At 31.2% G+C, this 25,720-nt stretch carries 21 protein-coding genes; 16 read left to right on the forward strand and 5 right to left on the reverse strand.

What is annotated here, in order from left to right; genetic code table 11:
• Positions 1–93: 93 nt before the first annotated feature.
• Positions 94–669: an isoprenylcysteine carboxylmethyltransferase family protein gene (locus QYS48_RS06775; RefSeq protein WP_302102880.1), complete on the reverse strand. Its 576-nt coding sequence runs from the start codon at positions 667–669 to the stop codon at positions 94–96.
• Position 670: 1 nt separating this feature from the next.
• Entirely contained in the window at positions 671–1,270 is a 600-nt protein-coding gene (locus QYS48_RS06780; protein WP_308358081.1) for a nitroreductase, read from the reverse strand.
• 77 nt (positions 1,271–1,347) lie between these two features.
• Between QYS48_RS06780 and QYS48_RS06785 the strand changes: the two genes are divergently transcribed.
• Together QYS48_RS06785 and QYS48_RS06790 are read left to right on the forward strand one after the other, a co-directional pair.
• Positions 1,348–1,968: a ParA family protein gene (locus QYS48_RS06785; protein ID WP_302102879.1), complete on the forward strand. Its 621-nt coding sequence runs from the start codon at positions 1,348–1,350 to the stop codon at positions 1,966–1,968.
• A gap of 13 nt (positions 1,969–1,981) precedes the next feature.
• Complete coding sequence (locus tag QYS48_RS06790; RefSeq protein ID WP_302102878.1) at positions 1,982–2,350, forward strand: hypothetical protein; 369 nt, start codon at positions 1,982–1,984, stop codon at positions 2,348–2,350.
• A gap of 159 nt (positions 2,351–2,509) precedes the next feature.
• Here QYS48_RS06790 and QYS48_RS06795 read toward each other — a convergent pair whose 3' ends face one another.
• The gene (locus tag QYS48_RS06795; RefSeq protein ID WP_308358083.1) at positions 2,510–3,217 is read right to left on the reverse strand and encodes a phosphoribosyltransferase family protein; all 708 of its coding nucleotides are present in this window, start codon (positions 3,215–3,217) and stop codon (positions 2,510–2,512) included.
• 54 nt (positions 3,218–3,271) lie between these two features.
• Here QYS48_RS06795 and QYS48_RS06800 point away from each other — a divergent pair, with 54 nt between their 5' ends.
• The 14 genes from QYS48_RS06800 to QYS48_RS06865 all read left to right on the forward strand — a co-directional run bounded on the left by QYS48_RS06800 (position 3,272) and on the right by QYS48_RS06865 (position 21,936).
• Complete coding sequence (locus tag QYS48_RS06800; protein ID WP_308358084.1) at positions 3,272–3,622, forward strand: carboxymuconolactone decarboxylase family protein; 351 nt, start codon at positions 3,272–3,274, stop codon at positions 3,620–3,622.
• On the forward strand, positions 3,615–3,974 hold the full coding sequence (locus QYS48_RS06805; protein ID WP_308358085.1) for a hypothetical protein: 360 nt from the start codon (positions 3,615–3,617) through the stop codon (positions 3,972–3,974). The genes QYS48_RS06800 and QYS48_RS06805 overlap by 8 nt, the downstream gene beginning before the upstream one ends.
• Positions 3,975–3,986: 12 nt before the next feature.
• Positions 3,987–4,754 carry an exodeoxyribonuclease III gene (locus QYS48_RS06810; protein WP_308358086.1) on the forward strand — a complete coding sequence of 256 codons (768 nt, stop codon included), beginning with the start codon at positions 3,987–3,989 and terminating at the stop codon, positions 4,752–4,754.
• 51 nt (positions 4,755–4,805) lie between these two features.
• Positions 4,806–8,171: a DUF4175 family protein gene (locus tag QYS48_RS06815; protein ID WP_308358087.1), complete on the forward strand. Its 3,366-nt coding sequence runs from the start codon at positions 4,806–4,808 to the stop codon at positions 8,169–8,171.
• Complete coding sequence (locus tag QYS48_RS06820) at positions 8,168–8,569, forward strand: ATP-binding protein (RefSeq protein WP_308358088.1); 402 nt, start codon at positions 8,168–8,170, stop codon at positions 8,567–8,569. Before QYS48_RS06815 ends, QYS48_RS06820 begins: the two co-directional genes overlap by 4 nt.
• Complete coding sequence (gene ybeY / locus QYS48_RS06825; RefSeq protein WP_308358089.1) at positions 8,569–8,997, forward strand: rRNA maturation RNase YbeY; 429 nt, start codon at positions 8,569–8,571, stop codon at positions 8,995–8,997. Before QYS48_RS06820 ends, ybeY begins: the two co-directional genes overlap by 1 nt.
• A gap of 143 nt (positions 8,998–9,140) precedes the next feature.
• Complete coding sequence (mnmG, locus tag QYS48_RS06830; RefSeq protein ID WP_308358090.1) at positions 9,141–11,006, forward strand: tRNA uridine-5-carboxymethylaminomethyl(34) synthesis enzyme MnmG; 1,866 nt, start codon at positions 9,141–9,143, stop codon at positions 11,004–11,006.
• Entirely contained in the window at positions 11,006–11,893 is an 888-nt protein-coding gene (locus QYS48_RS06835; protein WP_308358091.1) for a class I SAM-dependent methyltransferase, read from the forward strand. The genes mnmG and QYS48_RS06835 overlap by 1 nt, the downstream gene beginning before the upstream one ends.
• On the forward strand, positions 11,890–13,716 hold the full coding sequence (locus tag QYS48_RS06840) for an Ig-like domain-containing protein (protein ID WP_308358092.1): 1,827 nt from the start codon (positions 11,890–11,892) through the stop codon (positions 13,714–13,716). The genes QYS48_RS06835 and QYS48_RS06840 overlap by 4 nt, the downstream gene beginning before the upstream one ends.
• 354 nt (positions 13,717–14,070) lie before the next feature.
• Positions 14,071–15,879 carry a tetratricopeptide repeat protein gene (locus QYS48_RS06845; RefSeq protein WP_308358093.1) on the forward strand — a complete coding sequence of 603 codons (1,809 nt, stop codon included), beginning with the start codon at positions 14,071–14,073 and terminating at the stop codon, positions 15,877–15,879.
• A gap of 111 nt (positions 15,880–15,990) precedes the next feature.
• Positions 15,991–17,223, forward strand: a complete 1,233-nt coding sequence (locus tag QYS48_RS06850) for a DEAD/DEAH box helicase (RefSeq protein WP_308358094.1) — start codon at positions 15,991–15,993, stop codon at positions 17,221–17,223.
• 72 nt (positions 17,224–17,295) lie between these two features.
• Positions 17,296–19,038 carry a M14 family metallopeptidase gene (locus tag QYS48_RS06855; protein ID WP_308358095.1) on the forward strand — a complete coding sequence of 581 codons (1,743 nt, stop codon included), beginning with the start codon at positions 17,296–17,298 and terminating at the stop codon, positions 19,036–19,038.
• Between the two features lie 143 nt (positions 19,039–19,181).
• Positions 19,182–19,994, forward strand: coding sequence for a DnaJ domain-containing protein (locus QYS48_RS06860; protein ID WP_308358096.1), 813 nt, complete (start codon positions 19,182–19,184; stop codon positions 19,992–19,994).
• Positions 19,995–20,331: 337 nt separating this feature from the next.
• Positions 20,332–21,936: an ATP-binding protein gene (locus tag QYS48_RS06865; RefSeq protein WP_308358097.1), complete on the forward strand. Its 1,605-nt coding sequence runs from the start codon at positions 20,332–20,334 to the stop codon at positions 21,934–21,936.
• 167 nt (positions 21,937–22,103) lie between these two features.
• Here QYS48_RS06865 and QYS48_RS06870 read toward each other — a convergent pair whose 3' ends face one another.
• On the reverse strand, positions 22,104–24,578 hold the full coding sequence (locus QYS48_RS06870; RefSeq protein WP_308358098.1) for a DUF5916 domain-containing protein: 2,475 nt from the start codon (positions 24,576–24,578) through the stop codon (positions 22,104–22,106).
• 196 nt (positions 24,579–24,774) lie between these two features.
• Complete coding sequence (locus QYS48_RS06875; protein WP_308358099.1) at positions 24,775–25,659, reverse strand: SMP-30/gluconolactonase/LRE family protein; 885 nt, start codon at positions 25,657–25,659, stop codon at positions 24,775–24,777.
• Between the last annotated feature and the right edge of the window lie 61 nt (positions 25,660–25,720).

Genomic DNA, 25,720 nt, shown 5'->3' on the forward strand with positions numbered 1-25,720 from the left:
TAACATTACAATATGCATTGAATCGCTTTAATAAGTGCTCTAACCTTAATTTAGTTAAAAAAGTGCCATGAAATTTACTTTTTCGATAAAGTACTATTTCCTTAAGGTAGGAAATAACATGGGAGTCTGTTTTTTATAATCATCGTATTCTTGCCCAAAGAAATTTTTAAGTCGTTTTTCCTCAAAATAGATACCAATAAATAAGTAAAAAAGAATACAAATAACATGTACTAAATTGGTGTAAGTAGGACTAAAAATCAAAAAACCTATTAAGCCTAGTATCAGAGCGGAATAAAGAGGATGCCTAATTCTGGCATATATTCCATCCTTTATTAGTTTTTGATTTGTTTCTGATTTTATACCCAGAAATTCTGATAGACTGATAGGCCTAAAAGCGAGTTTTGCTAAAAGAAAACCAAAAGTAGCTATGATTAAACCAATTGATTTACTCACCTGATCTTTTACAAATAAATATTCTGCTGGTAATGTGGCTCCTAAAAAGAAAATGAATAAAACAGCAAATATAGAAAATACATTATACAACCTTCTATAGGTTAAAGGACCTAAATTCAATTTGTCTTTCATTAATCTAGATGCTAAAATTGAATGCATTAATCCAAAAATTAACCAAGCGAGAATTATGGGTAAATATGTAATCAGATATTCCATTTTATCCTTTAACCCAATTTACTTTATCATTTATTGAAGATCTTTTCCCTGCTGGCCAAAATCCTTCTTTTGGAACGCCTACATAAAGCCAGCCTAATAATTTATCATCTTTATCTAAAGCCAATGCTTCTTTAGCCTCTTCCATATAAGTAATACCACCTGATCCCCAATAGCAACCCACACCATAGGCACTTGCGGTTAATTGCATATTTTGAACTGCTGCTGCCACTGCCGCAATTTCCTCTTCAACTGGAACACTTTTTTTCTCATCTCTTTTCATTCCAATAGCTATCACATGCGAAGCAGACAAAGGTTTGTTTCTTAGTGTTTCCATTTTCGCTTCATCAAATTCCCCTTTTTCAGTAGAAACCTTTTTATAGATGTCTGCCTGAAATTTTCCTAGTTCATTTAAGCCCGCTTCAGTAAAAACGATAAACCTCCAGGGTTCAGTGTGTTTATGATTAGGAGCCCAATTCGCGTTTTCGAGCATTTGATCTATGATTTCATCATCTACTTTTTCACCTGTGTATTGTGCAGGATAAATTGATCTTCTGGTTGCGATCAATTCATTAATTTCATCGGTATTAAATCTTTTTTTCATTATCTTTTTTTCATTTCTAACCTAGATTTGGAAAAAGGGTTACAGCTATGTATTTTTATTCATATTGAATTTATGATATGACAAAAATAATTTCATTTATCTCCAGAAAAGGAGGTACCGGAAAAACTACAAGTGCCATCCATTTTGCAACTATGCTGCACAGCTTAGGCCATTCATTAGCAATGTTGGAAACTGATACCAACTATACGCTCAATACTTTACGAAAAATGGAAGTATATAAAACTGGCGCAAAAGAATCATCCGTTTTTCCGATTATCGGTTCGGAAGATCATAAAGCTTTAAACGACATAGCCGAACTCAAAAATAGGAAATTAGATTATATAGTAGTGGATAGTGCAGGAAAAACCACTGATGAACATATCAAAAAGCTAAGCTTAAGTAGTGATTTGGTAATTGTTCCTACTAGTTTAACGCCTAATGATCTATTAGTAACCTATCAAACAATTGAGGATATTAAACCTGCAAGAGAGGAAAATAATAGGTTGAAGATATTAGTGCTTCCTAATAGAGTTCATTCCGCTACCAAAATAGAAACAGTAAAAGATGCTTTGTCTGAATTAGACGCAGAAATTTTGGAAGTAAAAGTACCGGCTAAAAATATTTTTGCTAATTTCAGTACAATTTTAGCTGAAAAAGAATTTTTACCAATCACTAAAGCAATATTAGCTCACTTATAAATAATTGATCGCAATGGCTAAGAAGAAAGATACCTTAAAAGACTTAAATGATTTCATGAAGAATCAGTCAACGGATTCAAAATCTGAAGATCAAGATTATTTATCTAAAAAACCTACCCAACTAGCTGAAGTTGAAGCTTTAAAAGATGAAATAAAGAAAATGGATGAATTAGCTGAAGGAAGTTTGTCTGAAAATGAAATCGCTAGTTTTATTCAAAAAGTGGCTGACGCTCACAATATCAGTTCCAGACAAGTTCTGTACAGAGTTTGTGAAAAAGTTTTAGAAGATGTTAAAGACAGAGAAGCTGCGGATATTATGTTGGAAAACATGGTATTGTATCTAAAACATCAAGATTTATTATTAGAAAAGTTAAAATCCTAGTTAAAACACTCATTAAAAAGAACTTAGCTTGTATTTCTTGATTTAAACCATTCTATAAATGAATTTATAACTATACTGATTAGCTGCAAGATCAAATATTTCAGACATTTAATTTTGTATTAAAAATGGTTAATAGGTTCCTAATTATAGACCATTCCTTTATTTCCTAGTACAGGCTATTGAAGCAATCGATATTTCAGCACCTGCTTTTATTAAAGGTTTGCAACATGATTGCATGGTTGCTCCAGTTGTTATGACATCATCTAACAGCAAAATCTTCTTTTTATCAAGGCTTTGCTCTTTAGATATTAATTCAAAAACAGATTCCACATTTTCAAACCTTTCAATTCTATGCTTTTTAGTCTGGCTTTTACTATTAATGGTTTTAGTTAAAATAGGGGTAAAAGGGATATTTAATACTTTTGAAAGCCCTTTTGCTATAATATCGCTCTGATTGTATCCTCTTTTTCTCTCTTTTTTAAAATGAATAGGAACTGTAGTGATCAGATCCCATTCATTTTGAAAATAAGGTTTGATTTCTTCACCCATAATTTCTCCCAACAAAAGCCCAACAGCTTCGTTTCCCTCATATTTAAGCTGATGTAAAAGCTTTTGAATTACTGTTCCTTTTTGAAACCAACTTAAGGCAAAAGCATATTTTAAATTAGGAACTTCAAAAAAGCGAGTATGTAATTGATTGGGTTGGTCAAGATGAAGGTTTGTTCGATTTAAATCATTGAGGCAGTGGCTACAAACTAGTATTTCAGACCTGGATAAGGTAAGATTACAGGAAAGGCAGTAGTTCGGGAAAAATAATGATATAAAATCTGATAGTATTAGGGAAAAGGTTTGGGTTGAATAGCTCACAAGGACTAACTTTGCAGGTTAATTTAAATTTCAAAATTGATAGTGATTTAATTTATGAATAAAGTAGAGGAATTCAACGAGTATCGCGCAAAAATGAATGATAAAATTGTGGGGAGTAACAATAAAATCCTCAAGCGCATATTCAATCTTGATACAAATGCTTTCGCTGAAGGCAGTGTTGATAAAAAAACTAAGGAAATGATAGGATTATCCTCTTCCATGGTTTTAAGGTGTGATGACTGTGTTCGCTATCATTTAGGTAAATGCTTCGAACTGGGCGTTACAGATGAACAAGTTTTTGAAATATTTTCTATTGCCAATTTAATAGGTGGCACAATTGTAATTCCCCATTTAAGAAGAGCAGTTGAATTTTGGGAATATTTGAAAGAAAACGAGAATGATTAAAAAAGATCTTGAATTAGAAAGGAGATGGCAAGCCTTAAGATTGGCTTTAAAAGATAATGTAGGGCGAAAGCCTAAAGACATGAATGCTATTTTATTTCTAATTGGAGTTCAAGAATTAGGAAAAGGGCCTCATAGTTTTAGTAAAGAAGATAAGCAAGACTTAATGCACATTGCAATTTGTAAAGTATTAAGTCTTTCTGGTTTTTACAGACTGGAAGGGACAGATGAAAATGGATGGCCACATTGGGTATTAGAGAAAAAGTTACCCCATTTTGACCTTTTAGAACAAGAAAAATTGCTCAAAATGCATGTAATTGAGTATTTTGAGAATGAGATTGGTTTAGTATTTTAAATCAGATATTTAATGAATATAATTTCATACAATGTAAACGGTATCAGAGCTGCAGAAAAAAAAGGTTTAAGCGAATGGCTTAAAGAAGAAAAGCCTGATGTTTTTTGTTTACAAGAGCTTAAAGCAAATAGAGATCAAGTTGATCTTACTGTTTTTGAAAAGTTGGGCTATGATATCTATTGGCATTCTGCAGAAAAGAAAGGATATAGTGGGGTTGGAATATTTACTAAGGTGAAACCAAAAAATGTTGAAATAGGATGCGGAATACCACAATATGATAGGGAAGGAAGAGTAATCCGTGCGGATTATGATGGTTTTTCTATCATGAGCACCTATATGCCAAGTGGTTCAAGTGGAGATCCAAGGCAAGATTTTAAAATGGAGTGGCTTTCAGATTTTAGAAGTTATATTCAAGAATTAAAACAAGAAATTCCTAATCTGTTGATCTGTGGAGACTATAATATTTGTCATCAACCCATAGATATTCATGATCCTGTAAGAAATAAAAATAGCTCTGGCTTTTTGCCGGAAGAAAGAGAATGGATGACAGAATTCCTAAATGATGGATTTGTTGACACTTTCAGACATTTAAATAAAGAACCCGATCAGTATAGCTGGTGGAGCTATAGAGCTGCAGCCCGTGAACGAAATAAAGGCTGGAGAATTGATTACCACATGCTTTCTGAGAATTTAATTGATAAACTAAAATCAGCCGATATTTTACAAGATGTTAAACACTCAGACCATTGTCCTATAAAAGTTGAGTTGGATGTATCCTAAAACATATAAAATATTGGAAATCATTGTATTAAATTTCTCGTTATTACTGAAGTGAATTCGAAAAGTAACATAGCGGAAATTTTAAATAAGCTAACGGCTTACAAGAAAAAGTATTACTTAAATAAAATTGTTAAAGGCTTAATTTTAAATATAGGCTTTATCTTATTTATAATACTGCTTGTAAGTGGGTTAGAATATTCATTTCAACTCAATAGTCCTACTAGAACTGTTTTATTTGCACTAGCCTTAATAAGTTTAATAGCCGTTTCCATTAATTTTCTAATTATTCCTCTTTACCATTTATTAGGAAATGGAAAGCACTTAAGTAATGATGAGGCCGCAAAACAAATTGGACAGTATTTTCCTGAAATTAAAGATAAGCTACTGAATATCATTCAGTTAAATGAATTATCAAGTAGAGAAAACTCATTGATATCAGCTAGTATAAGTCAGAAATACAAAAATATTTCACTCTTCAATTTTAAGGAAAGTATTAACATTAGAAAATCTAATAAGAGCTATCTGCCTTATCTCTTAATTCCTTCCGTTATTACTATATTGGTTTTCATGTTCTCTCCCAACATGATAACTGAAGGTAGTTATCGAGTTATTAAATTTAATGAAGATTTTATTCCTAAGGCTCCTTTTCAATTTCAAATTCTGAATGATGAACTGAATGGTTTTAAAGGTGAAGATTTTACTTTAACCGCAAAACTTGAAGGCAATGAAATCCCAGCAGAATTATTTATAAATAAGGAAGGAGTAAAACAAAAGTTTGAAAGAACCACCGACAATCAATTTAAATTCACTTTTAAAAACATTCAATCTAATGTAGACTTTAGGCTCGAAGCAGCTGGTTTCTATTCTAACAATTATCAATTGAAAATATATGAGAAACCAAGTATACAGGAAATGAATATCAAATTAGATTATCCTAATTATACTGGCCTTGATAATGATATGATCATTAACTCAGGGAATATCATTATTCCAGAAGGAACAGTAGTTAATTGGTTGATTCAAAGTAAAGCGAGTGATCAAATCTCTATTGATTTTAAAAACGAATCATACAGTTTTAATAAAGCGACTCAAAACAGTTATAATTTATCAAAATCTCTGGTAAATTCTTCAGATTATAAATTGAATTTATTTAATAAAGAAAGTAACTACAATCAATCTATTAACTATTCAATAGAAGTAATAAAAGATAAGTATCCTGAAATAAATTTAACCCCTATTAATGATAGTACCTATTTTAGGCAAGTAGCAATTGCGGGAGAGATCAGTGATGATTACGGATTCTCAAAATTGAATATTGTATACAATAAAGTAAAGGATGGACAAACTGTAGAAAAAGGAAAGGTTCCTCTTCAATTTGATAGAAAGATTCTTAATCAGAAATATTTCAGCTTATGGCAATTGGATTCCTTAATAGAAGAGAACACACAGATTGAATATTATGTAGAAGTAGCAGATAATGACGGAGTAAATGGTGCGAAATATTCAAAAAGTTCGAGCTTCATCTTTCAATTGCCTGATGATGAATACATTGAGGAAAGCATTAAAAAAACGAGTCAAAACACTGAAAATCAAATAGATAAAAGTGTTAAGGCCTATGAAGGTACTAATCAAAAACTGGAAGAATTAGAAAATATTCTTAAGACGAAACGAAAACTAAATTGGGAAGATAAAAAGCTCTTAGAAGATATTATTAATGAAAATGAGAAAAGAAGAGAAGAGTTAAAAAAGATTAAGAACGAATTTGAAAGCAATCAGGCCAAACGTGATCGATTCAATAAACAAAGCCCAGAGTTAAAAGAGAAATCAGAACAGCTTGAAAGTTTAATGGAAGAAATGCTTCAAAATGAAAATGAAGAGTTAATGGAAAAAATTAAGTCTTTATTAGAGGAGCAAAATCAATCAGATGAATTTAGAGAATCGGTTGAAGACCTTAAGAGAAAGGAGCAAAATAAGTTGAAAGAGATGGAGCGTCTTATGGAACTATTCAAAAGAATGGAAATCCAATATGACATGAAGCAAGTAGGCGAAAAGCTTAAGGATTTAGAGGAAAAACAAAATACACTCTCTGAAGAAAACGATAAGCAAAGAGATACTGAATCAAATGATAATTCAGATGAATTTAATTCAGAAGAAGAAAAGCAAGAAGCTGTTAAAGATCAAAAAGAGCTAAATCAAGAATTTGATAAAATCCAAGAAGAGCTGAGAGAGATTGAAAAACGCAACCACTCATTAAAACAGCCTAACTCTTTACAAGATACAAAGGAGAAAGAAAGTGAAATTGAATTAAATCAGCAGAATAGTTTACAGAAACTACAAGAAAACAATAAAAGTGGGGCTAGTGAAGATCAAAAGAAATCGGCCGAAGAAATGAAGGAGATGTCTGAAATGTTATCTTCTATGCAAATGAACATGGAAATGGAGATGCTTCAAGAAAATATTGATGATCTTAGAGATATAGTAGATAATCTTCTTAAACTTTCTTTCAGACAAGAGGAATTAATGAAATCCTTCAGGGAAGTTAACCCTAGCGACCCAAGATTTATTTCATTATCTGAAAAGCAATTGGCCATGCAAGATGATGCACAAATTGTGGAAGATAGCTTGAATTCACTTGCTGAACGGGTTTTCCAGATAAAAAACTTTATTAATAAAGAATTGGATCAGATGAACGAATCCATGGAAGCAAGCGTATCAGCATTAAGAGAAAGAGAAAATGGCAAAGCAATTGCTGAACAACAGTTTGCTATGACTGCTATGAATAATTTAGCACTTATGTTAGATGACGTTCTGGAACAAATGCAGATGCAAATGCAAGCCTCTATGGGAATGGGTCAACAATCTAAAGGAAATCAACAATCGCCAAGTCTTTCAGACATGCAAAAATCACTTAATCAGAAAACAAAAGAGCTAAGTCAAGGACAAAGAGAAGGCAGACAGTTTTCTGAGAAATTAGGTGAATTAGCAGCTGAACAAGCTAAAATTCGTAAAATGATGGAAGAGTTACAAAAGCAGCTTGGTAATAATGGTGAAGAAGGTGGAAAGGAAAATGGTGGAAATGCAGGTGATATTGTTGAAGAAATGGAAAAGATAGAAGAGGAGTTAGTAAATAAAAGACTAAACGAAAGACTAATTGAAAGACAACAAAAAATTGTTACCAGGTTATTAGAATCAGAAAAGGCAAATCAAGAGCAAGAAGAAGATGAAGAAAGAAAAGGAGAAACTGCCACAGATTACGAGAAAAACCGAATACCTAATGTTTTTGAAGAATATATAGAAGAAAAGAAAAAGGAGATTGAACAGTTGAGAAACGTTCCTCCAAACTTTACACCTTATTATAAAAACGAAATCAATAAATATTATAATCGATTAAAATTAAAAGAAAATCAAAAACAATGAGTGAGATCAGTATAAGTATTCCATCTCTTAGTGAAAACATCAGAATTGTTGAAAGCTTTATCGACAATGCTAAAGAGAGATTCAGTTTAGACGATGACATTTACGGCAATATTATGATTGCTGTAACAGAATCAGTTAATAATGCTATAATTCATGGGAATGATGGAAATAAAGATAAGAATGTGTATCTATCCTTAAATATGGAAGAGAATACCATCACCTTTAATATTTCTGATGAAGGACAAGGTTTTGATTATAATTCATTGCCTGACCCTACAGCTCCTGAAAATATTGATAAACCAGGCGGCAGAGGTATCTTTCTTATGAAAGCATTAAGCGATGAATTAAGTTTTGAACAAGAAGGTAAGACTGTAAAATTAAGCTTCTACATCAGTTAATGGATAATATTTACTTTTTTAAAGAGGATTGTCAATTTGACTTAAGGAAACTTAAAAAGCATAAAAAGTGGTTAAATCAGCTTGCAGACCAATATAAGTATGAAATAGCTGAAATTAACTACATCTTTTGTTCAGATGAATATTTACACAAAATCAACTTGGATTATTTAGATCATGACACTTATACTGATATCATCACATTTGATTTAAATGATTCTGAAGAACAAAACAACTTAATTGAATCTGATATCTTCATTAGCATAGATAGAATAAAAGATAACGCAAATAATTTAAAGATTGGTTTTAAGCAAGAACTCTCAAGAGTAATGGCTCATGGCGTACTTCATCTTATAGGTTTCAAAGACAAAACAGAAGATGAGAAATCAAAAATGAGAGAAGCAGAGAATAAAGCTTTAGAATTATTGTGAATATTGAGTGTTCCACGTGGAACACTTTTTGAGTATAGATCAAAACTAAAATAAGAAATCTACTGTTCCACGTGGAACAGTTATCAAAAATTATAATTAGTAAATCATGTGTTCCACGTGGAACACCTAAATGGAAATATAGTATGTTTCAAAATTACGACTTGATAGTAGTAGGTGGTGGTCATGCAGGTTGTGAAGCAGCAGCGGCTGCAGCTAATATGGGCTCAAAAGTATTATTAGCTACCATGAATATGAATACTATTGCTCAAATGTCTTGTAACCCAGCGGTAGGTGGAGTAGCAAAAGGGCAAATCGTTAGAGAAATTGACGCATTGGGTGGTTATTCTGGTATCATAGCGGATAAATCTATGATTCAATTTCGAATGCTTAATAAGTCCAAAGGTCCTGCAATGTGGAGTCCTCGTACACAAAATGATAGGATGCGTTTTGCTGAAGAGTGGAGATTACAATTGGAAAGAATACCCAATCTCGATTTCTGGCAAGAAATGGTTTCTGGAATTATAGTAGAAGATAATAGGGTAGTAGGTATTGAAACCAGTATGGGCCTAAAAATAAAGGCGAAAGCGGTTGTTCTTACGAATGGTACTTTCCTTAATGGCCTAATACATATTGGTGAAAAACAATTTGGTGGTGGGCGTTCAGCGGAAAGAGCTTCTAAGGGTATAACAGAACAATTAGAAAGTCTTGGCTTTGAATCAGGAAGAATGAAAACAGGTACTCCACCTAGAGTTGACGGAAGAACAATAGACTACACTAAAATAGAGGAACAAAAAGGAGATGAAGTACCTGAAAAATTCTCCTTTTCAAATGAAACAAAACCTTTAGAGAATCAAAGAAGCTGTCATATTACCTATACAAATCCTATAGTTCACGAAATATTAGAGGATGGCTTTGAAAGATCACCGATGTTTAATGGCAGAATACAAGGTTTAGGTCCTAGATATTGTCCATCTATAGAAGATAAGATTAATAGATTTGCAGAAAGAAATAGACATCAAATATTTGTTGAGCCTGAAGGATGGGATACCGTTGAAGTTTATGTGAACGGGTTTTCAACTTCATTACCAGAAGATATTCAGTATAAGGCCATCAGAGAAATTGAAGGATTCAAGAATGTAAAAATGTTCAGACCTGGCTATGCCATTGAATATGACTTCTTTCCTCCAACGCAATTAAAGACAACACTAGAAACTAAACTAGTAGGTAATCTGTATTTTGCAGGTCAAATAAACGGTACCACTGGTTATGAAGAAGCAGCTTGCCAAGGCTTAATGGCAGGTATAAATGCTCATTTGAAAATTAATGAGAAAGAAGAATTCATTCTTAATAGATCAGAAGCATATATTGGTGTTCTTATAGATGACTTAATCAATAAAGGGACGGAAGAGCCTTATAGAATGTTTACCTCCAGAGCAGAACACAGAATCTTATTAAGGCAAGATAATGCAGACGTTAGATTAACTCCTTTAGGTCATAAGATTGGATTAGCTTCAGATGAACGATTAAAACAGGTTGAAGAAAAACAGTCAAGAATTGATGCGTTTATTAAAGGATTGAAAACTCATAAAGTAAAGCCTAATACTGTTAATGATAAACTTACTGAAATTAAGTCTTCTCCTATTAAGGAGAAAACAAATGTCTATAGTATCTTAAAACGTCCTGAGATTTCATTTAAGCAATTACAGTTTATTGAGCAAGATTTAAATGATATGATCAGTAGTTATACTAAAGAAGTGGTAGAAGCATCTGAGATAAACATTAAATATGAAAGTTATATAGAAAAAGAGAATCAGCTAATTGAAAAAATGAGAAATCTTGAAGATTTAAAGATTAAAGATTCTTTAGACTTCAATGCTATCCCTGCATTATCATCTGAGGCAAAAGAAAAGTTAAGAAAGGTAAGACCTCAAACATTAGGACAGGCATCAAGAATCAGTGGAGTAACTCCAGCTGATATTTCAATTTTAATGGTTTATTTAGGTAGATAATGAATTACGAAAATTTAACAGATTGCCCTGTTTGTGGTGGATCAAATTTAAAAAATCATAAAGTAGTTAAAGATCATTCAGTTAGTCAGGAATCATTCAATATAATGATGTGTGATAATTGTCATTTTCAATTCACAAACCCAAGACCTGATGAGGAGAATATAGGAAAGTATTATAATTCTGAAGAATATATATCACACTCAGACAAGGCTAATTCCCCTATTAACTTTATATATAAGATTGCAAGAAAGTATGCATTATCTTCAAAAAGGAAATTAATTAATTCTGTTGCTAATCATAAAAAAGGTAGACTTTTAGATTATGGATGCGGAACCGGATACTTTCTTGAAAATATGAAAAGTAATGGCTGGAAAGTATATGGTATTGAACCCAATGAAAAAGCCCGATCTATTGCAACAGAAAAAGCAAAGGTTAAAGAAAATATTGAACAGCTCAATTTAAAAAATAAGAAATTTGATGTTATTACGTTATGGCATGTATTGGAACACATACATGATCTTAATGATATCATCAAACAATTAAAATCAATATTAAAAGAAAAAGGCAAATTAGTAATAGCAGTTCCTAATATTGATAGTTATGAGCAATCATTTTATGAAGAGCATTGGGCTGCATATGATGTACCAAGACATCTCTACCATTTTAGCCAGGATACCATGAACACATTAATGCTCAAACATGGTTTAAAAGTAAAGAAGGTCTATCCAATGAAATTAGATGCATATTATATAAGTTTATTAAGTAGTAAATATAAATTTCAAAAGAATAAATTCATAAAATCTATCTTAACAGGTTATAAATCAAATAGTTACGCTAATAAAAATCAAAATAATTATTCAAGTCTTATATATATAATCAAAAAATGATTAAAAGATATATCTCCCTACTTTTTAATATTCTAATCATATATGCATGTGCTACAGTTCAAAGTCCTACAGGCGGAGAAAAAGATGAGAAAGCACCAATCTTATACGAATCAAATCCAGCTGATCAATCCATTAACTTTAAGGGAACTGAGATTAGATTATTTTTTAATGAATGGATGAAATTAGAACAAATACAAAATGAATTAATAATCACACCCAGAGAAGAAATTGATTATGAAGCCAATTTGAAAAAACAAGAATTAATAATTCAATTAAAAAAACCTTTAAAAGATTCAACCACTTACACTTTTAATTTCAGAGAGGCATTAAAGGATATAACTGAAGGAAATTTATGGGAGAACCCAGTTATAGCATTTAGCACTGGTCCATTCTTAGATTCTTTAGAATTTAAGGGTCAAGTAGAAAATGTATTTACTCACCAAGCTCAGAAAGATTTTTTAGTAGGTCTGTATGATGCAAATTATGATTCAGCAGATTTAAGACAAGGTAAGCCAGTATATTTTACAACTACTGATGAAAATGGTAATTATCGTTTTAGAAATTTAAAAGCAGGTGATTATCGACTTTATACTTTCAGAGATAGTAATAATGATTTAATAAATAATTCGCAATCTGAAGCATTTGGATTTCATAATGAAATAATTTCCCTATATGATAGCATAGGCAATATTAAGCTGAGCACCTACAAGAGAAATGAGGACACACTTAAACTAAAAAAATATAGCCCAGTTGGTAAAGATTTTATTATTCAATATAATAAAGGAATAAAAGATTACTCTCTAATCAATCCTATTGATTCTAGTCAATATATATATGCAAATGATGTAGAAAAATCAAAATACATAAAAGTCTACAGAGAGAATTTTCCACAGTTAGAATATGAGACAGATTCTGTTTTATTAATAAGTCATGTTATTGATTCTACATATAATAATAGAACTGATAGTGTATACGTTAAATTCAGAGAAAGTAGAGTAACAAATGATTCAATTAAAATACTTACAAAACCCGAAGGTAAAATAACATCTGGTATTCAAGAATTCGAGCTTTCAACCACTAAACCAATATTTGACATTAATTATGATTCAATTCAAATCAGATATGATAGTATTCCAGTATACAGAATTGATAATAAAAACGTAAAGATATCTGCAAACAAAAAAAATATAAGCATTTTAACAAAACTTGATAAATCCCAAGTTGAAGCTACTATCGATAGTATTACAGCTTATTTATCAACGCTCAATACTGATACTACCACAAATGAAAATGATAGTGTAAGCAATGAAACAGATACATTATCAAAAAACCTAAGTGAAAACAAGCAATTATATAACTCAAATAATACATCCAACTCAAAGAAAAGTAATTTAAATCTATATATAGGACAGGCTGCTTTTATTGGAATAGAAAAGGATAGCAGTAAAAGCTCTTCTACAAAAATAGAATTCAAAGAAGCTGAAGAATATGGAATTATAAAGGGCAAAGTAATCGGAGCTGAAGTTCCTTTTGTTGTTGAATTACTTGATGAAGAATTCAATGTGTTAGACAGCATTAGCAATCAGGAAGAATATACATTTCAATATGTAGAACCTGGTGATTATAAACTTAGGTTATTAAAGGATGAAAATAATAATCAAAAGTGGGATGCTGGTAATCCATTCACATTAAAAGAGAGTGAAAAATACATCTTTTTAAACGAATTAATTACGGTCAAAGCCAATTGGGAAGTTATAGACAAAAACTTTGATTTGAGTGTGGAAAACGAAGTGGATAATAGTGTAAAAGAAGAGGACTTATAAACATTTATAAACACTGATAAGCAATTAGAGATAGAAAGTGAATAAGTGAATAGTATAAGTGTAAAAAAGTTAGATCTATCTACACCTTCATCCACAAAATCTATATACACAGAAGTTATTCAAAACTTATAAACAAAAAATCTAAAATATGTTAATTCACAGATTTTCAGAAAATTAAAAGTGGATAAGCATATTAATTATCTACATTTAATATACAGAGGACAGAAGAAAGAAATAAATGAATAAATTATCCACATATCAACAGGACTAACAATAGATAATAGTTTATATATATTTAAATAATATAATATTATGAGTGTGGAGAAAACTAAAAGTGTATTCTAAAAAATTGAAATGAGATATATCATTTTTACATATTTCTTAATTGCAACAACTATAAGCTTTGCCCAATCAAACCAAGAAATAAGATTGGCAGATGCTTATTATAAAGACGGAGAATACGAAAAGGCAATATCTATTTATAGACAGCTGGCGGAGTCTCCGCAAAACATTGCTTTTATCCACAAAAATTATCTAGAACTTTTATACGCAAAACAATACAATAAAGAAGCTGAAGATTATCTGAAATCTATTAATAAGATTTATCCAAATAACATCAGTTATCAAGTCGATTTTGTGGATTACTATATTACCGTTAATGACAGCGCAAAAGCAGAAAAATATTATGATAAAATTGAAACCAATGTTCTTGAAAATTTAGCCAACCTTAGATCAGCTGCTCAATTTTTTATTAACAAACAACATAGAGAATATGCAGAAAGACTGTATTTAGCAGCCAGATCAATAATGAGGGATCCTAATGCATTTGCCATTCAATTAGCGACACTCTACCGCTATACGAGTCAAAAAGATAAAATGGTAAACGAATACCTAAAGTATGCGCTAGAAAGACCTAATAATATACGCTATGTGAAGAATATGCTGCAGCTCTCATTGACAGAAGATGAGGAGCTACAAGCTTTTGTGGAAAAGATTATGGATAAGCTGCAAAATTCAAATGAAAAGGATATGTATGCAGATCTATTAATCTGGGCCAATTTACAATTGGAAAATTTTTATGCTGCTTTTATTCAGGCTCGGGCAATTGATAAGCGAAACCAACTTCAGGGTGAAAATAGTTTAGAAATTGGAACTCTTGCTTTTGAAAATGGAGAGTATGAAGTTGCTGAAATGATTTTTTCTTATGTAGTGGATAACTATCCAGATTCGAGAAATTATATAAAAGCAAAACAGATGGTTATTAAAGCTCAGGAAATAAAAATAAAAAATCAATTTCCTATTGATACCACCGCAATTCGAGAATTAGTTTATTCTTATGATAATCTCATTAAGAATATCGGACTTTCACATTATACTTTAGAAGCTTATAGACAAAAGGCATTGCTGCATGCATTTTATCTAGAAGAATTTGACACCGCTATTAATATTCTTCAAAACATAATTAATTATCCAAATGCTGATCAAGATATCATTGCAACTTCAAAACTAAACCTAGGAGATATATTTGTAATTACAGAACAGCCATGGGAATCTGTATTGCTGTATTACCAGGTAGAAAAAAGTCATAAAAATGAAGATTTGGGTGAAAATGCAAAATTGAAAAATGCTAAACTTTCATTTTACAAAGGAGAGTTCAAATTAGCCCAAGAACATCTAGATATTTTGAAAAATGCTACTAGAAGAGAGATAGCAAACGATGCTATGGACTTAAGCATCTTAATAAAAAACAATACTATTCTAGATTCTACGCAAAAGGCGCTTCGCGCCTATGCTGATGTAGATTTGATGCTGTATCAAAATAAATATCAACGAGCCCAACAAACTTTGGATAGTCTGATTATTGAATATCAAGAACATCCAATTTTGGATGAGTTGCTTTGGCTTAAGGCAAAAAGAAATAAAGATATTGGCCTTTATGATGAAGCCATTGATTTGTTATATACCATAGTCAATGAAATGCCCTATGATATTTTAACAGATGATGCGCTTTTTGAAATGGCAGTAATTCATGAAGAATTACTTCAAAATAATGAAAAAGCGAAAGAATTGTATCAAATTCTATTGCGCGATTATCCAGGGAGCATTTTTGTAGCAGAAGCTAGAAAACGATTTCGAAATTTAAGAGGTGATTTTGTTAATTAAATTAATAAAGAGTCTTTTATCCAGTCTTAATGTCTACCTTTGATTTTTTAATTGACATATCTAACAGTTCCTATATTTAATTCATTTGATGGGAACAAAATTTCCCAACATATGAAATTTACAGAACTTAATATTATTGAGCCTATTTTAAAGGCTTTAGAAAAACAGAATTATTCGGAACCCACCGCCATCCAGAAAAAAGCAATTCCTATACTACTTGAAGGAAATGATATAATGGCGACTGCACAAACCGGTACGGGAAAAACTGCTGCTTTTGCAATTCCAATTTTGCAATTATTAGAAAAAGGCGATTCAAGACCTTCAAGTATAAAAACACTTGTTCTCACCCCTACAAGAGAACTAGCTATTCAGATTAAAGAAAGCTTTGATGATTATGGACAATTTTTGACTAGTAAGAATGCTGTGATTTTTGGAGGTGTAAATCAAAAAAGTCAAGTTGATCAAATCAAAAAAGGAGTTGATGTTTTAATTGCAACCCCCGGTAGACTTCTTGATTTAATGAATCAAGGCTATATTGATTTGAAGCATATTCAATATTTCGTTTTGGATGAAGCAGATAGAATGTTGGATATGGGTTTTATTCATGATATTAAAAAGATCATCAAAGTATTACCACATAAAAGACAATCTTTATTTTTCTCAGCTACTATGCCAAAAACAATAGTTGAGTTATCTAATCAAATCCTGAATAGCCCCACTAGAATTTCAGTAAGTCCTGTTTCATCAACTGCTGAAACAATTCAACAGCAGTTATACTACACCAATAAATCCACCAAAAAAGATTTACTATACCATATTTTAAAAGATTCTTCTTTAGATCAAGTTTTACTTTTTGATAGAACTAAGCATGGAGCAGATAGAATAGTAAGGGATTTAAAAAAGAAGAATATTACAGCCGCTGCAATTCACGGAGATAAGGCACAGAATCAAAGACAAAAAGCCCTTATCCAATTCAAGGAAAAGAAAATTCGAGTATTAGTAGCAACAGATATTGCCGCTAGGGGAATTGATATTGATAAACTGCAATACGTAATCAACTACGATATTCCCAATGTAGCAGAAACCTATGTTCATAGAATAGGCAGGTCGGGCAGGGCAGGAGAGTCAGGACTAGCTATTTCATTTTGTGAGCCGGAAGAAAATGAATACGTCAAAGAAATTGAAAAGCTCATCAAACAAAAAATTCCTGTGGTTAATAAAAACCCTTTTCCACAAACTGATAAGCCTATGACTACAGCGCAGAAAAAAGAGTTTGAAAAAGAAAAGCAAAGAAGGAAGCAAGAGTTTTTTGCAAATAGAAAGAAGAAACAGAATAGAAGATAGAATTTTTATTGCCGCAATTCATTCTTCTAAACTGGATTTAGTAATTTTATCATTAAACCTAAAATTTACTATATGTCACGAATTATCTTGATTGCATTATCACTTTTTATTTATTCAAATCTTAGCGCACAAGAATTAATTACAACATATGAAAAATCAGGTGGTAGCAAAACCGCTACCTACCAGGAGGCAATTAATTTCTATAAAAAATTAGCCAAGAAATATCCTCAAATCCATATTCAGGAAATGGGTTCAACCGATAGTGGGGAACCTCTTCATTTGGTTATTTTTAATAATGACAAAAAATTCAAATTTTCAGATCTGGAGAAATCTGAAAAACCAATTCTGTTTATCAACAATGGCATTCATCCTGGTGAATCAGATGGAATTGACGCTTCCATGATGATGTTGCGAAATTGGGCCCAGAACATCAGCCAGTTTTCATATTTAGATAGCGTAATTGTAGCGGTTATTCCAATCTATAATGTAGGTGGAGCATTAAACCGTAATAGTACCACAAGAACTAATCAAAATGGACCGAAAGAATATGGCTTTAGGGGAAACGCTCAAAATTACGATTTGAACAGAGATTTCATCAAGATGGATTCGAAAAATGCATTTGCCTTTGCGAATATATTTCACAGTCTGGATCCTGATGTATTTATTGACACTCACGTAACCAATGGATCGGACCATCAACATGTGGTAACAGTCTTAACCACTCAACATAACAAATTAGGTGGTGAATTAGGGAATTATTTACAAATGGAATTTGAACCTATGATTTTTTCAGAAATGGAGAAACGAAATAGAAATCCAATCAAATATGTGAATGTTCACGGCTGGTCACCAGAAAATGGATGGAATCAATTTTGGGATGCTCCAAGATATTCCACAGGATATGCTACCTTATTTCAGACTTTCGGTTTTATGACTGAAGATCATATGTGGAAAGATTATAAAACCAGAGTTGAAAATGTGTATGATTTTTTAACCATTGCTTCAGAATTAAGCGCAAAAGAAGGAGAAAAGATTCAGGCCTTAAAAAGGCAAGATCGAGAAGATTTATTAGAAGCGGATAGTTTGCCAATAAGCTGGGCCATTGATAAGGATGAGTTTGAAATGTTAACATTAATGGGATATGAGACCGATAAACCTATAAGTGAATTAACTAAGAATCCATTATTGACTTATAACAAAGAAGAAAAGCTGGAAAAGGAAGTTCCGTTTTATAATGTGTATAAAGTGGATAAAATGGTTAAAGTTCCAGATTATTATGTAATACCTCAAGCTTGGTATCGAGTAATTGAGAGATTACAAGCTAATGATGTAGAATTAGAAAAAATTAAAAAGGATACTTCCTTTAATGTTGAGGTTTATCATATTGAAGATTTTGAAACGAGAAATAACCCTTACGAAGGACATTATTTACACTATTCTACAAAAGTTAAAAAATCAGAAAACGAAATAAATTTTAGAAAAGGAGATTACTTAATTAACACAGCTCAATTTTCTAGAAGATATATACTTGAAACGCTAGAACCGGAATCTCAAGACTCATTTTTTAACTGGAATTTCTTCGATACTATTCTTCAACAAAAGGAGAATTTTTCTGCTTACGTGTTTGAACCCATGGCTAAGGAGATCCTAGCTAATATGTCTGAATCTCAACAAAAAGAGTTTTATGATTTACAAGAAAATGATTCAGCATTTGCAGCTAACAATTATGCCCAGCTTGACTGGATTTTCAAAAGATCTGATCATTACGAAAAAGCGCATAAAAAATATCCCGTTTATAGGTTATTTGTAAAATGAAGATGGGATCAATAATTCCATTCATTAAAATTGTAATCATTACCTTAATCGGAATGTTGATAGGTTATCTGCTTGGAAATATTTCATTGTTTACAGGAATAGCTTTTGCTCTTGGATTAGGCTTTTTTTATATCAAAAAATAAATGAGCAAAAATCATTTAACTTATAATCAAGCTATAGAAATTCTTGAGTTGCAACAAAATGCAACAACGGATGAAATCAAACTTGCTTATAGAAGGCTTGCTAAAAAATATCATCCTGATATTTATAAATTGGATAATGGTGAAAAATTCAAATCAATTTCACAAGCCTATGAATTTTTAAATCAAAATCCTTATCCACCGATACAGAGTCTAAAGAATTCTAGACCAAATTCAGGATCTCATAGCAAACATGAATATAGGAAAAGGGCGTATTTTGAAAAAAAGCGAAAGAAACAGGCTGAAGAAAAAGCTCAAAAAGAGCAAATGTTTAAATGGTTATTCAAAAAGATAAAGCCTATTTTAATAATCTTTTTATTATTCAATATAACATTAGCGATTGATTTCCTTCGTCCCTATCAAAATCAAAAGGTTAGGGTCATTAAAATTAAAACTGATTATTTTAGAAGTAGAAATTACAGCAGCACAAAAAAGGTTTATGATTATGCATTGCTTTTAGATAACGGCAATAAATTTCGAATTGGAACCAACGAAATCTCAGTAATAAATATAGGCAAAACACTGGAATTAAAGAGAACTAGTATTTTCCAAGAACCAATAAAATTAAAAATATCCGATGATAATTATTTAATACCAGAATATGGCCTATTTCAAATTTTTGGATTATTAATACCAGTAAATTTATTGTTGATAATAGTTTTTTTCCGCTTTCTAAAAAATAATGATATTAAATTAACCATTGCCTTATTATTAATTATTACAACTTTAATTCAATTGTTCCTTTTCATTTTGTAAAAAAATTGAGGCTTTTAGAAATTGTTCCTTTAAGTGGTGAAAATAGTAAGTTTTAAGAAGCCCATATCAGTTCTTATTTATTGAAATATTAAATAAATTTTTTTTAAAAAAAGTCTCCTCTTTCCAATTTCATCAAGCTGAGGAATAAATAACTCTTCCTTTTGTCAATTCAAAAGGAGAATTATGCTTCTGGCATTCGGATATTTTGAATTAGCTTTATATTAAATATTTCATAATAAAAGTTTTTATTATTAAATTCATATCAGCTGTAAAAACACATTTGAACTCAAAGACGGGAAATAGGATTTATGTAATTGTTGGCATCATTTCAATGTTAATGATTATTAACATTTTGCTTATCAGACAAAATGGGAAGACTATTCAGAAGAATCAAGATATTTTAAATACATCTCAGGAGATTATCATTAATGCTGAAGAGATAGTTGAAATTCTACACTTAATTGATGTAGGAATTAGAGGCTATTACATTTCAGGAAATAAGTTTATGTACAAAAGTCCTGCGGATTCAGCAAAAAGGAGAATTGAAAAAACATTTAATTTTCTAGATCAAGAATTAGACAATCAATTTTATGCTCTAGAAGAATACTCCATGGTTAAAGATACTGTAAATTATTATTTCAAACTCGTTTCTGAAATAGATCAAGCACTAGAAAATGGAAACAAAGAAAAGGCTAAGAATATAATTTTGCAGGATCAAGGCTATCCTGTTTGGTTAATCGCAAATTCTTTTTCCAATAAATTGAAGGAGTATGAACTTAATATTCAGAAAAAAGCGACCTATAATTTCCAAAGAGCTGTTAATACTTCATTTTGGTTACAAATAATACTATTTATAATAGCTTTACCAACCCTGTTATATGCAGCAAGATATGCAGTCCAGTCTTTAGGATTGTCCGAAAAATTAAGAGTTGTTGAGTCCGAAAAATCCAATATTTTAAAAGAGCAGAAGGAAAAACTAGAACGTTTAGTTAGGAAAAGAACTGACGAAATTTTAGCTCAGAATGAAGAGATTAGAGCTCAGAATGAAGAAATATCTTCACAAAATGACGTGATTCTCTCACAAAATGAGGAAATGAAAGATTCTCAAAGGTTGATTGAAGAGAAAAATGAAGAGTTAACACTACAGAATGATATTCTCAATAAGGCTAAAATAACAATTGAAAAACAACAAAAGTTACTGGAATTAAAAAACGAAGAACTTACAGAAGAGGTAGCCAAACAGAATAAAAATTTAAAAGAAACCAATTTAGAACTCATTAATCAAATTAATAAACTTCAACAGTTTGGCTATATCGTATCACATAATTTAAGATCATCAACTGCACGGCTTTTAGGGTTGTCAAATTTGATTGATAATACATCAGGATCAGAAAGAGAAAATATCATTGAATTAATGAAGCAATCATCTGAAGATCTGCATGAATTGATCAATGATGTGAGTATGATATTATTGATACAGAAACCCATAACTAAAATTTTAGAAGAGGTTGATATAAGGGAAACAATCTCGAAAGTCAAAAACATTTTGAAAAATGAGATTGATAATACCTCAGCAGTTATAAATGAAAGTTATCAAAATAAAAATAAATTAAAATCTTTACCATTATACATAGAAAGCATAATCTATAATTTAATTTCTAATGCTATAAAATACCGTCAAAAGAATCTTAATCCACAGATATATATTAAGGTTAATGATTTTCAAAATAAACTTAAGATAGAAATTGAAGACAATGGGTTAGGTATTGATCTTGAAAATAATATTGATAAAGTTTTTGGATTATATAAACGATTTCATTTTCATGTTGAAGGTAAAGGGCTTGGATTATATTTGGTAAAAACACAAATAGATGCACTAGGGGGTAAAATTGAGGTAGAGAGTAAGATAGGAAGGGGAACAAAATTTACAATTATTATCTAAAGAAATAGCGTTCCTAAATTGGCAATTCATTAAAATATTCCACAGAAGAAAGTACTCAAGAATAAATTGTTAATCCTGATAAAAATGCTAATCCAAATTTAGTTTACAAAAGCTCAATTGAAAGGGTAAAATGAAAAAGGCTGGAAATTTTATAAAGCCTCTGTTTATTAACTCTTATTTAAAGCTAAATCCCTTTTAATTTGCGTGTAGTCTAGAAAATAAATAATCCTAATACTTAGATTTTGCTGGTGATCAGTTGAAATTACATTGTTAAAGTTTTCTGAGAAATTCATATCTACCATATTATTTACCTCTTGAACAGCATCTTTCCAAACCACATTAACAAAACTACCAGGAGCGATTTGCCAAGAATAGACAGCATCAATATTAAAGGCATTAAAATTAGTATCGTGTATTTCGTAATTATCCGAAGCTAAATCTTTCCCATCATAGGCAATTGGTTCAATATCCCCATCATTCGTTAAATTGAAATAGTTAAAATAATCAACTTTATTCCAATAGTGTCTTAAGCGGAAATTAAAACCCATTTTATTATTTATGGTATAATTGACACCAAGAACATTCGATAAAACATCAATGTCTCTTTCTCCAAAAACAATTTGTTCAACATCACCAGCTTCATTAGTAAAATGTTCAGCAAAACCGATTGAACTAAGCTGTTTATTTATTCTGAAATCATAATTAATGGAAAATTGATTATTAACTCTATAACGAGGAGAAATATTTATCCAATAATCGAACTGCTCTCTATCAGGAGCATTCCAGATTCCTACAGAGATATTACTCATTAAAGCTTTTCTGCTATCAGAAGAATATCTGAAATTAGTGCTGTAATTCCAGGTTCTAAAATACCTTGCTCCTTCTACTCGAGGTTCAAAATAATCATATGTTTTAGAAGGCCTGTACCTTAGGTTGAAAGAGAAGGTCTCAAAGTTTTTAGTTTGGGCCCAGAAGTCAGTCCAGGTTGAGAAATTTTGATATAGTTTAGGTTCGAATAACTGGCTATAATCCCCACCAGCCCAAATTCTATATTGATTGAACAATTCCGTAGGCTGAAATTGATTATATCCGAAAGAGGCAAAATGACTGATTTCATTTGGGCTTCTTAAAAAACCTAAATCATTTGGATTATAGGTATCGCTTTCGACATTTCTTCCAAGGTTGAACTGGTATTTACCACTTATTTTTGAAAAACCTAGATTATATTTATATCCCTCTTCATTGATTTCTTGAGGTTTCATGATATTATTATAAGCCCCGAAACCATCAATTTGGTAGGTATTCGTTTTATCTCTCAATCTAAAATCAGTTCCGATAACATTGGCATCATTTCCGCCATCAAATCTTTTTACATTGGTATTGATCAAACTGATATTACTATTATTTCTCAAACTTTGATCAACTACCATAATATTGAAGTTGGTAAGATCATCAACTTGCTCTATTCTTTTCTCTTTAGTTTCCTTATCATAAACTTCTGCAAATGTTCTATTGGTAACCGCATTAAAGAATCCAATTCCTAAACCATTTTTCGTTCTGCCAGTAATTTTGGAGGCATTTAACAAAGGAGCTTCTGAAGGGTAGGTGACTATAGAATCTTGCTCTTCTAATTCCAAATCTCCAAAACTTTGGCCAACTCTTCTTGAATAGAATAATCCACCTTTATTAAATAATTCTGTACCTTCCGTAAAAAATGCTCGGTTTTCCGCGTATTGAACTTCAAAGGGCCCTAAATTATAGATTACATTATCTGAAACGGTTTGACCAAAATCAGGAATCAAGGTCATGTCCAAAGTAAAGCTTTCTGTAAACCCATACTTTAAATCCATACCACCGGTGAAATCAAAATTTCCTCCTTCAGCATTTCTATTGTAATAGGCAGTAATATATGGTGAAACTTGTAATCTAAGGGGAGGTTTGATACCTTTTAATCCAGTTAAAGTTCCAGATTGATTCACTAATCCATCAACAGAATTATCAACATAATTCCAAAATGAAGTTTCGTTTTTACTCTGGATTTTACGCATAAAATTAATGTTCCAATTTTGTTCAGGGTCTTTAGGAAAACGAATAGCAGAATATGGAATTTCAATTTCAACTTGCCAACCTTCTTCAGTTATGATTGCAGCACTATTCCAAACGGCATCCCAGTTATAATCATTTCTTCCTCGATTTATAAATATATCGGTTTGAACGCCAGCGGCACTAACTTTTAGGTAAAAAGCATTTTGTCCATTTTGGTAAGTGTCCAATATCACACCAAATTGATCAGTATTTCTATTATCGTCATCTCTTATGCCTAATTCTTGCTGAACAGGCTCACCGCTTTTATCAATCATTTTTGCGGCTATGTAGATTCCGAAATCAGTGTAGGCGGTTTTTATAAAAGTCTTTTCTGAAGAAACAGAACCATTTTCTGGAATGAATGTGATAAAATTAACTTTTTCAGTTTCGATATCTTGCCAAAATTCATCATCAAGTAAACCATCAATTTCGGGTGTAATATTTTCAACAAATTCAGTCTCCATTTCACGTGGAGACCTTTTTTCTTTATCTTTTGCGGAAATAATTACAACTGATAAAATATTAATAATCAGGAATACTGATATGTATTTGTGCATTATGCCTGTTGATTTTTTCTTTTAAATCACTTAAACACATAATTTTAACATATTTGAAAAGGAATTCATGTCAAAATTATATTAATCAAACTTAAACAAGATGGACGGTAAGAATACCCCGTTTTTGGAAGAAAGCTTACAGGCTTAATGAAACAGCTTAAAAGGAAGTTAAAGTTAGGTTTACTAATACAATTACTTATTTTACTCCTTCCACATTAGTTTGAATTTTGTAAAGTGATTTTGAAGCAGTAATAAATAACTCATCATTATTCTTTCCTCCAAAGCAGACGTTAGCAGTCCAGTCTTCGTTTATATCCAAATGTTGAATATGCTCACCTTTTCTATTATAAATATCAACACCTTTGCCCGTTAAATAAAGATTACCTTTTGAATCAAGAGTCATTCCATCAGAGCCTTGATTTGCAAATAACAATTTGTTTTTAACACTACCATCTGCATTCATTTCGTATCGATAGGTTTTTCCAGCGCCAATATCTGCAACGAATAATAAATTGTTTTTTGAACTGCCTACGATTCCGTTGGCTTGAACTAAACTTGAATCAAGTAAAACGACTTTCTTATTTTTAAAAAGATAAAAGGATTGATAACCTACTGTATCGTGTGCATTTTCCCAGTAAGGTCTTTGATAAATAGGATCAGTGAAATATAAATTTGCGTTTTCGTGAACCCAAACATCATTGGGGCCATTATAAGCGACTTTTCCAGAATCATTTAAAACCACTTCTTTGCTACCATCAAGCGTAAATTTCGACAATTGATTTTTACCATCGGCACAAGCCCATAAATTCTGATTAGAATCTATGTATAATCCGTTTGATCTTCCAGATTGATTAGTAAAAACAGAGAGCTTACCTTCGGTATTATATTTATAGATTTTATTATTCGGCTGGTCAGTAAAATAGACATTGCCTTTAGCATCAGATGTAGGACCTTCCGTAAAATCAAGTTGATTCGAAATTTTAATTAATTCCGCTGAATCAGATATAGGCAGATCAGCTCCCTTTTTGCAAGCACTAAAAAGAAGGATAATAAGAATTAAGCTTTTGTTAAAATCAATCATTTTATAACATTTTCCGTAATTTAAGCTTTTTAATGAAAATGCTTATCTCTAATTCAATGAT

It is taken from the genome of Marivirga arenosa (assembly GCF_030503895.2).
Classification (GTDB): domain Bacteria; phylum Bacteroidota; class Bacteroidia; order Cytophagales; family Cyclobacteriaceae; genus Marivirga; species Marivirga arenosa.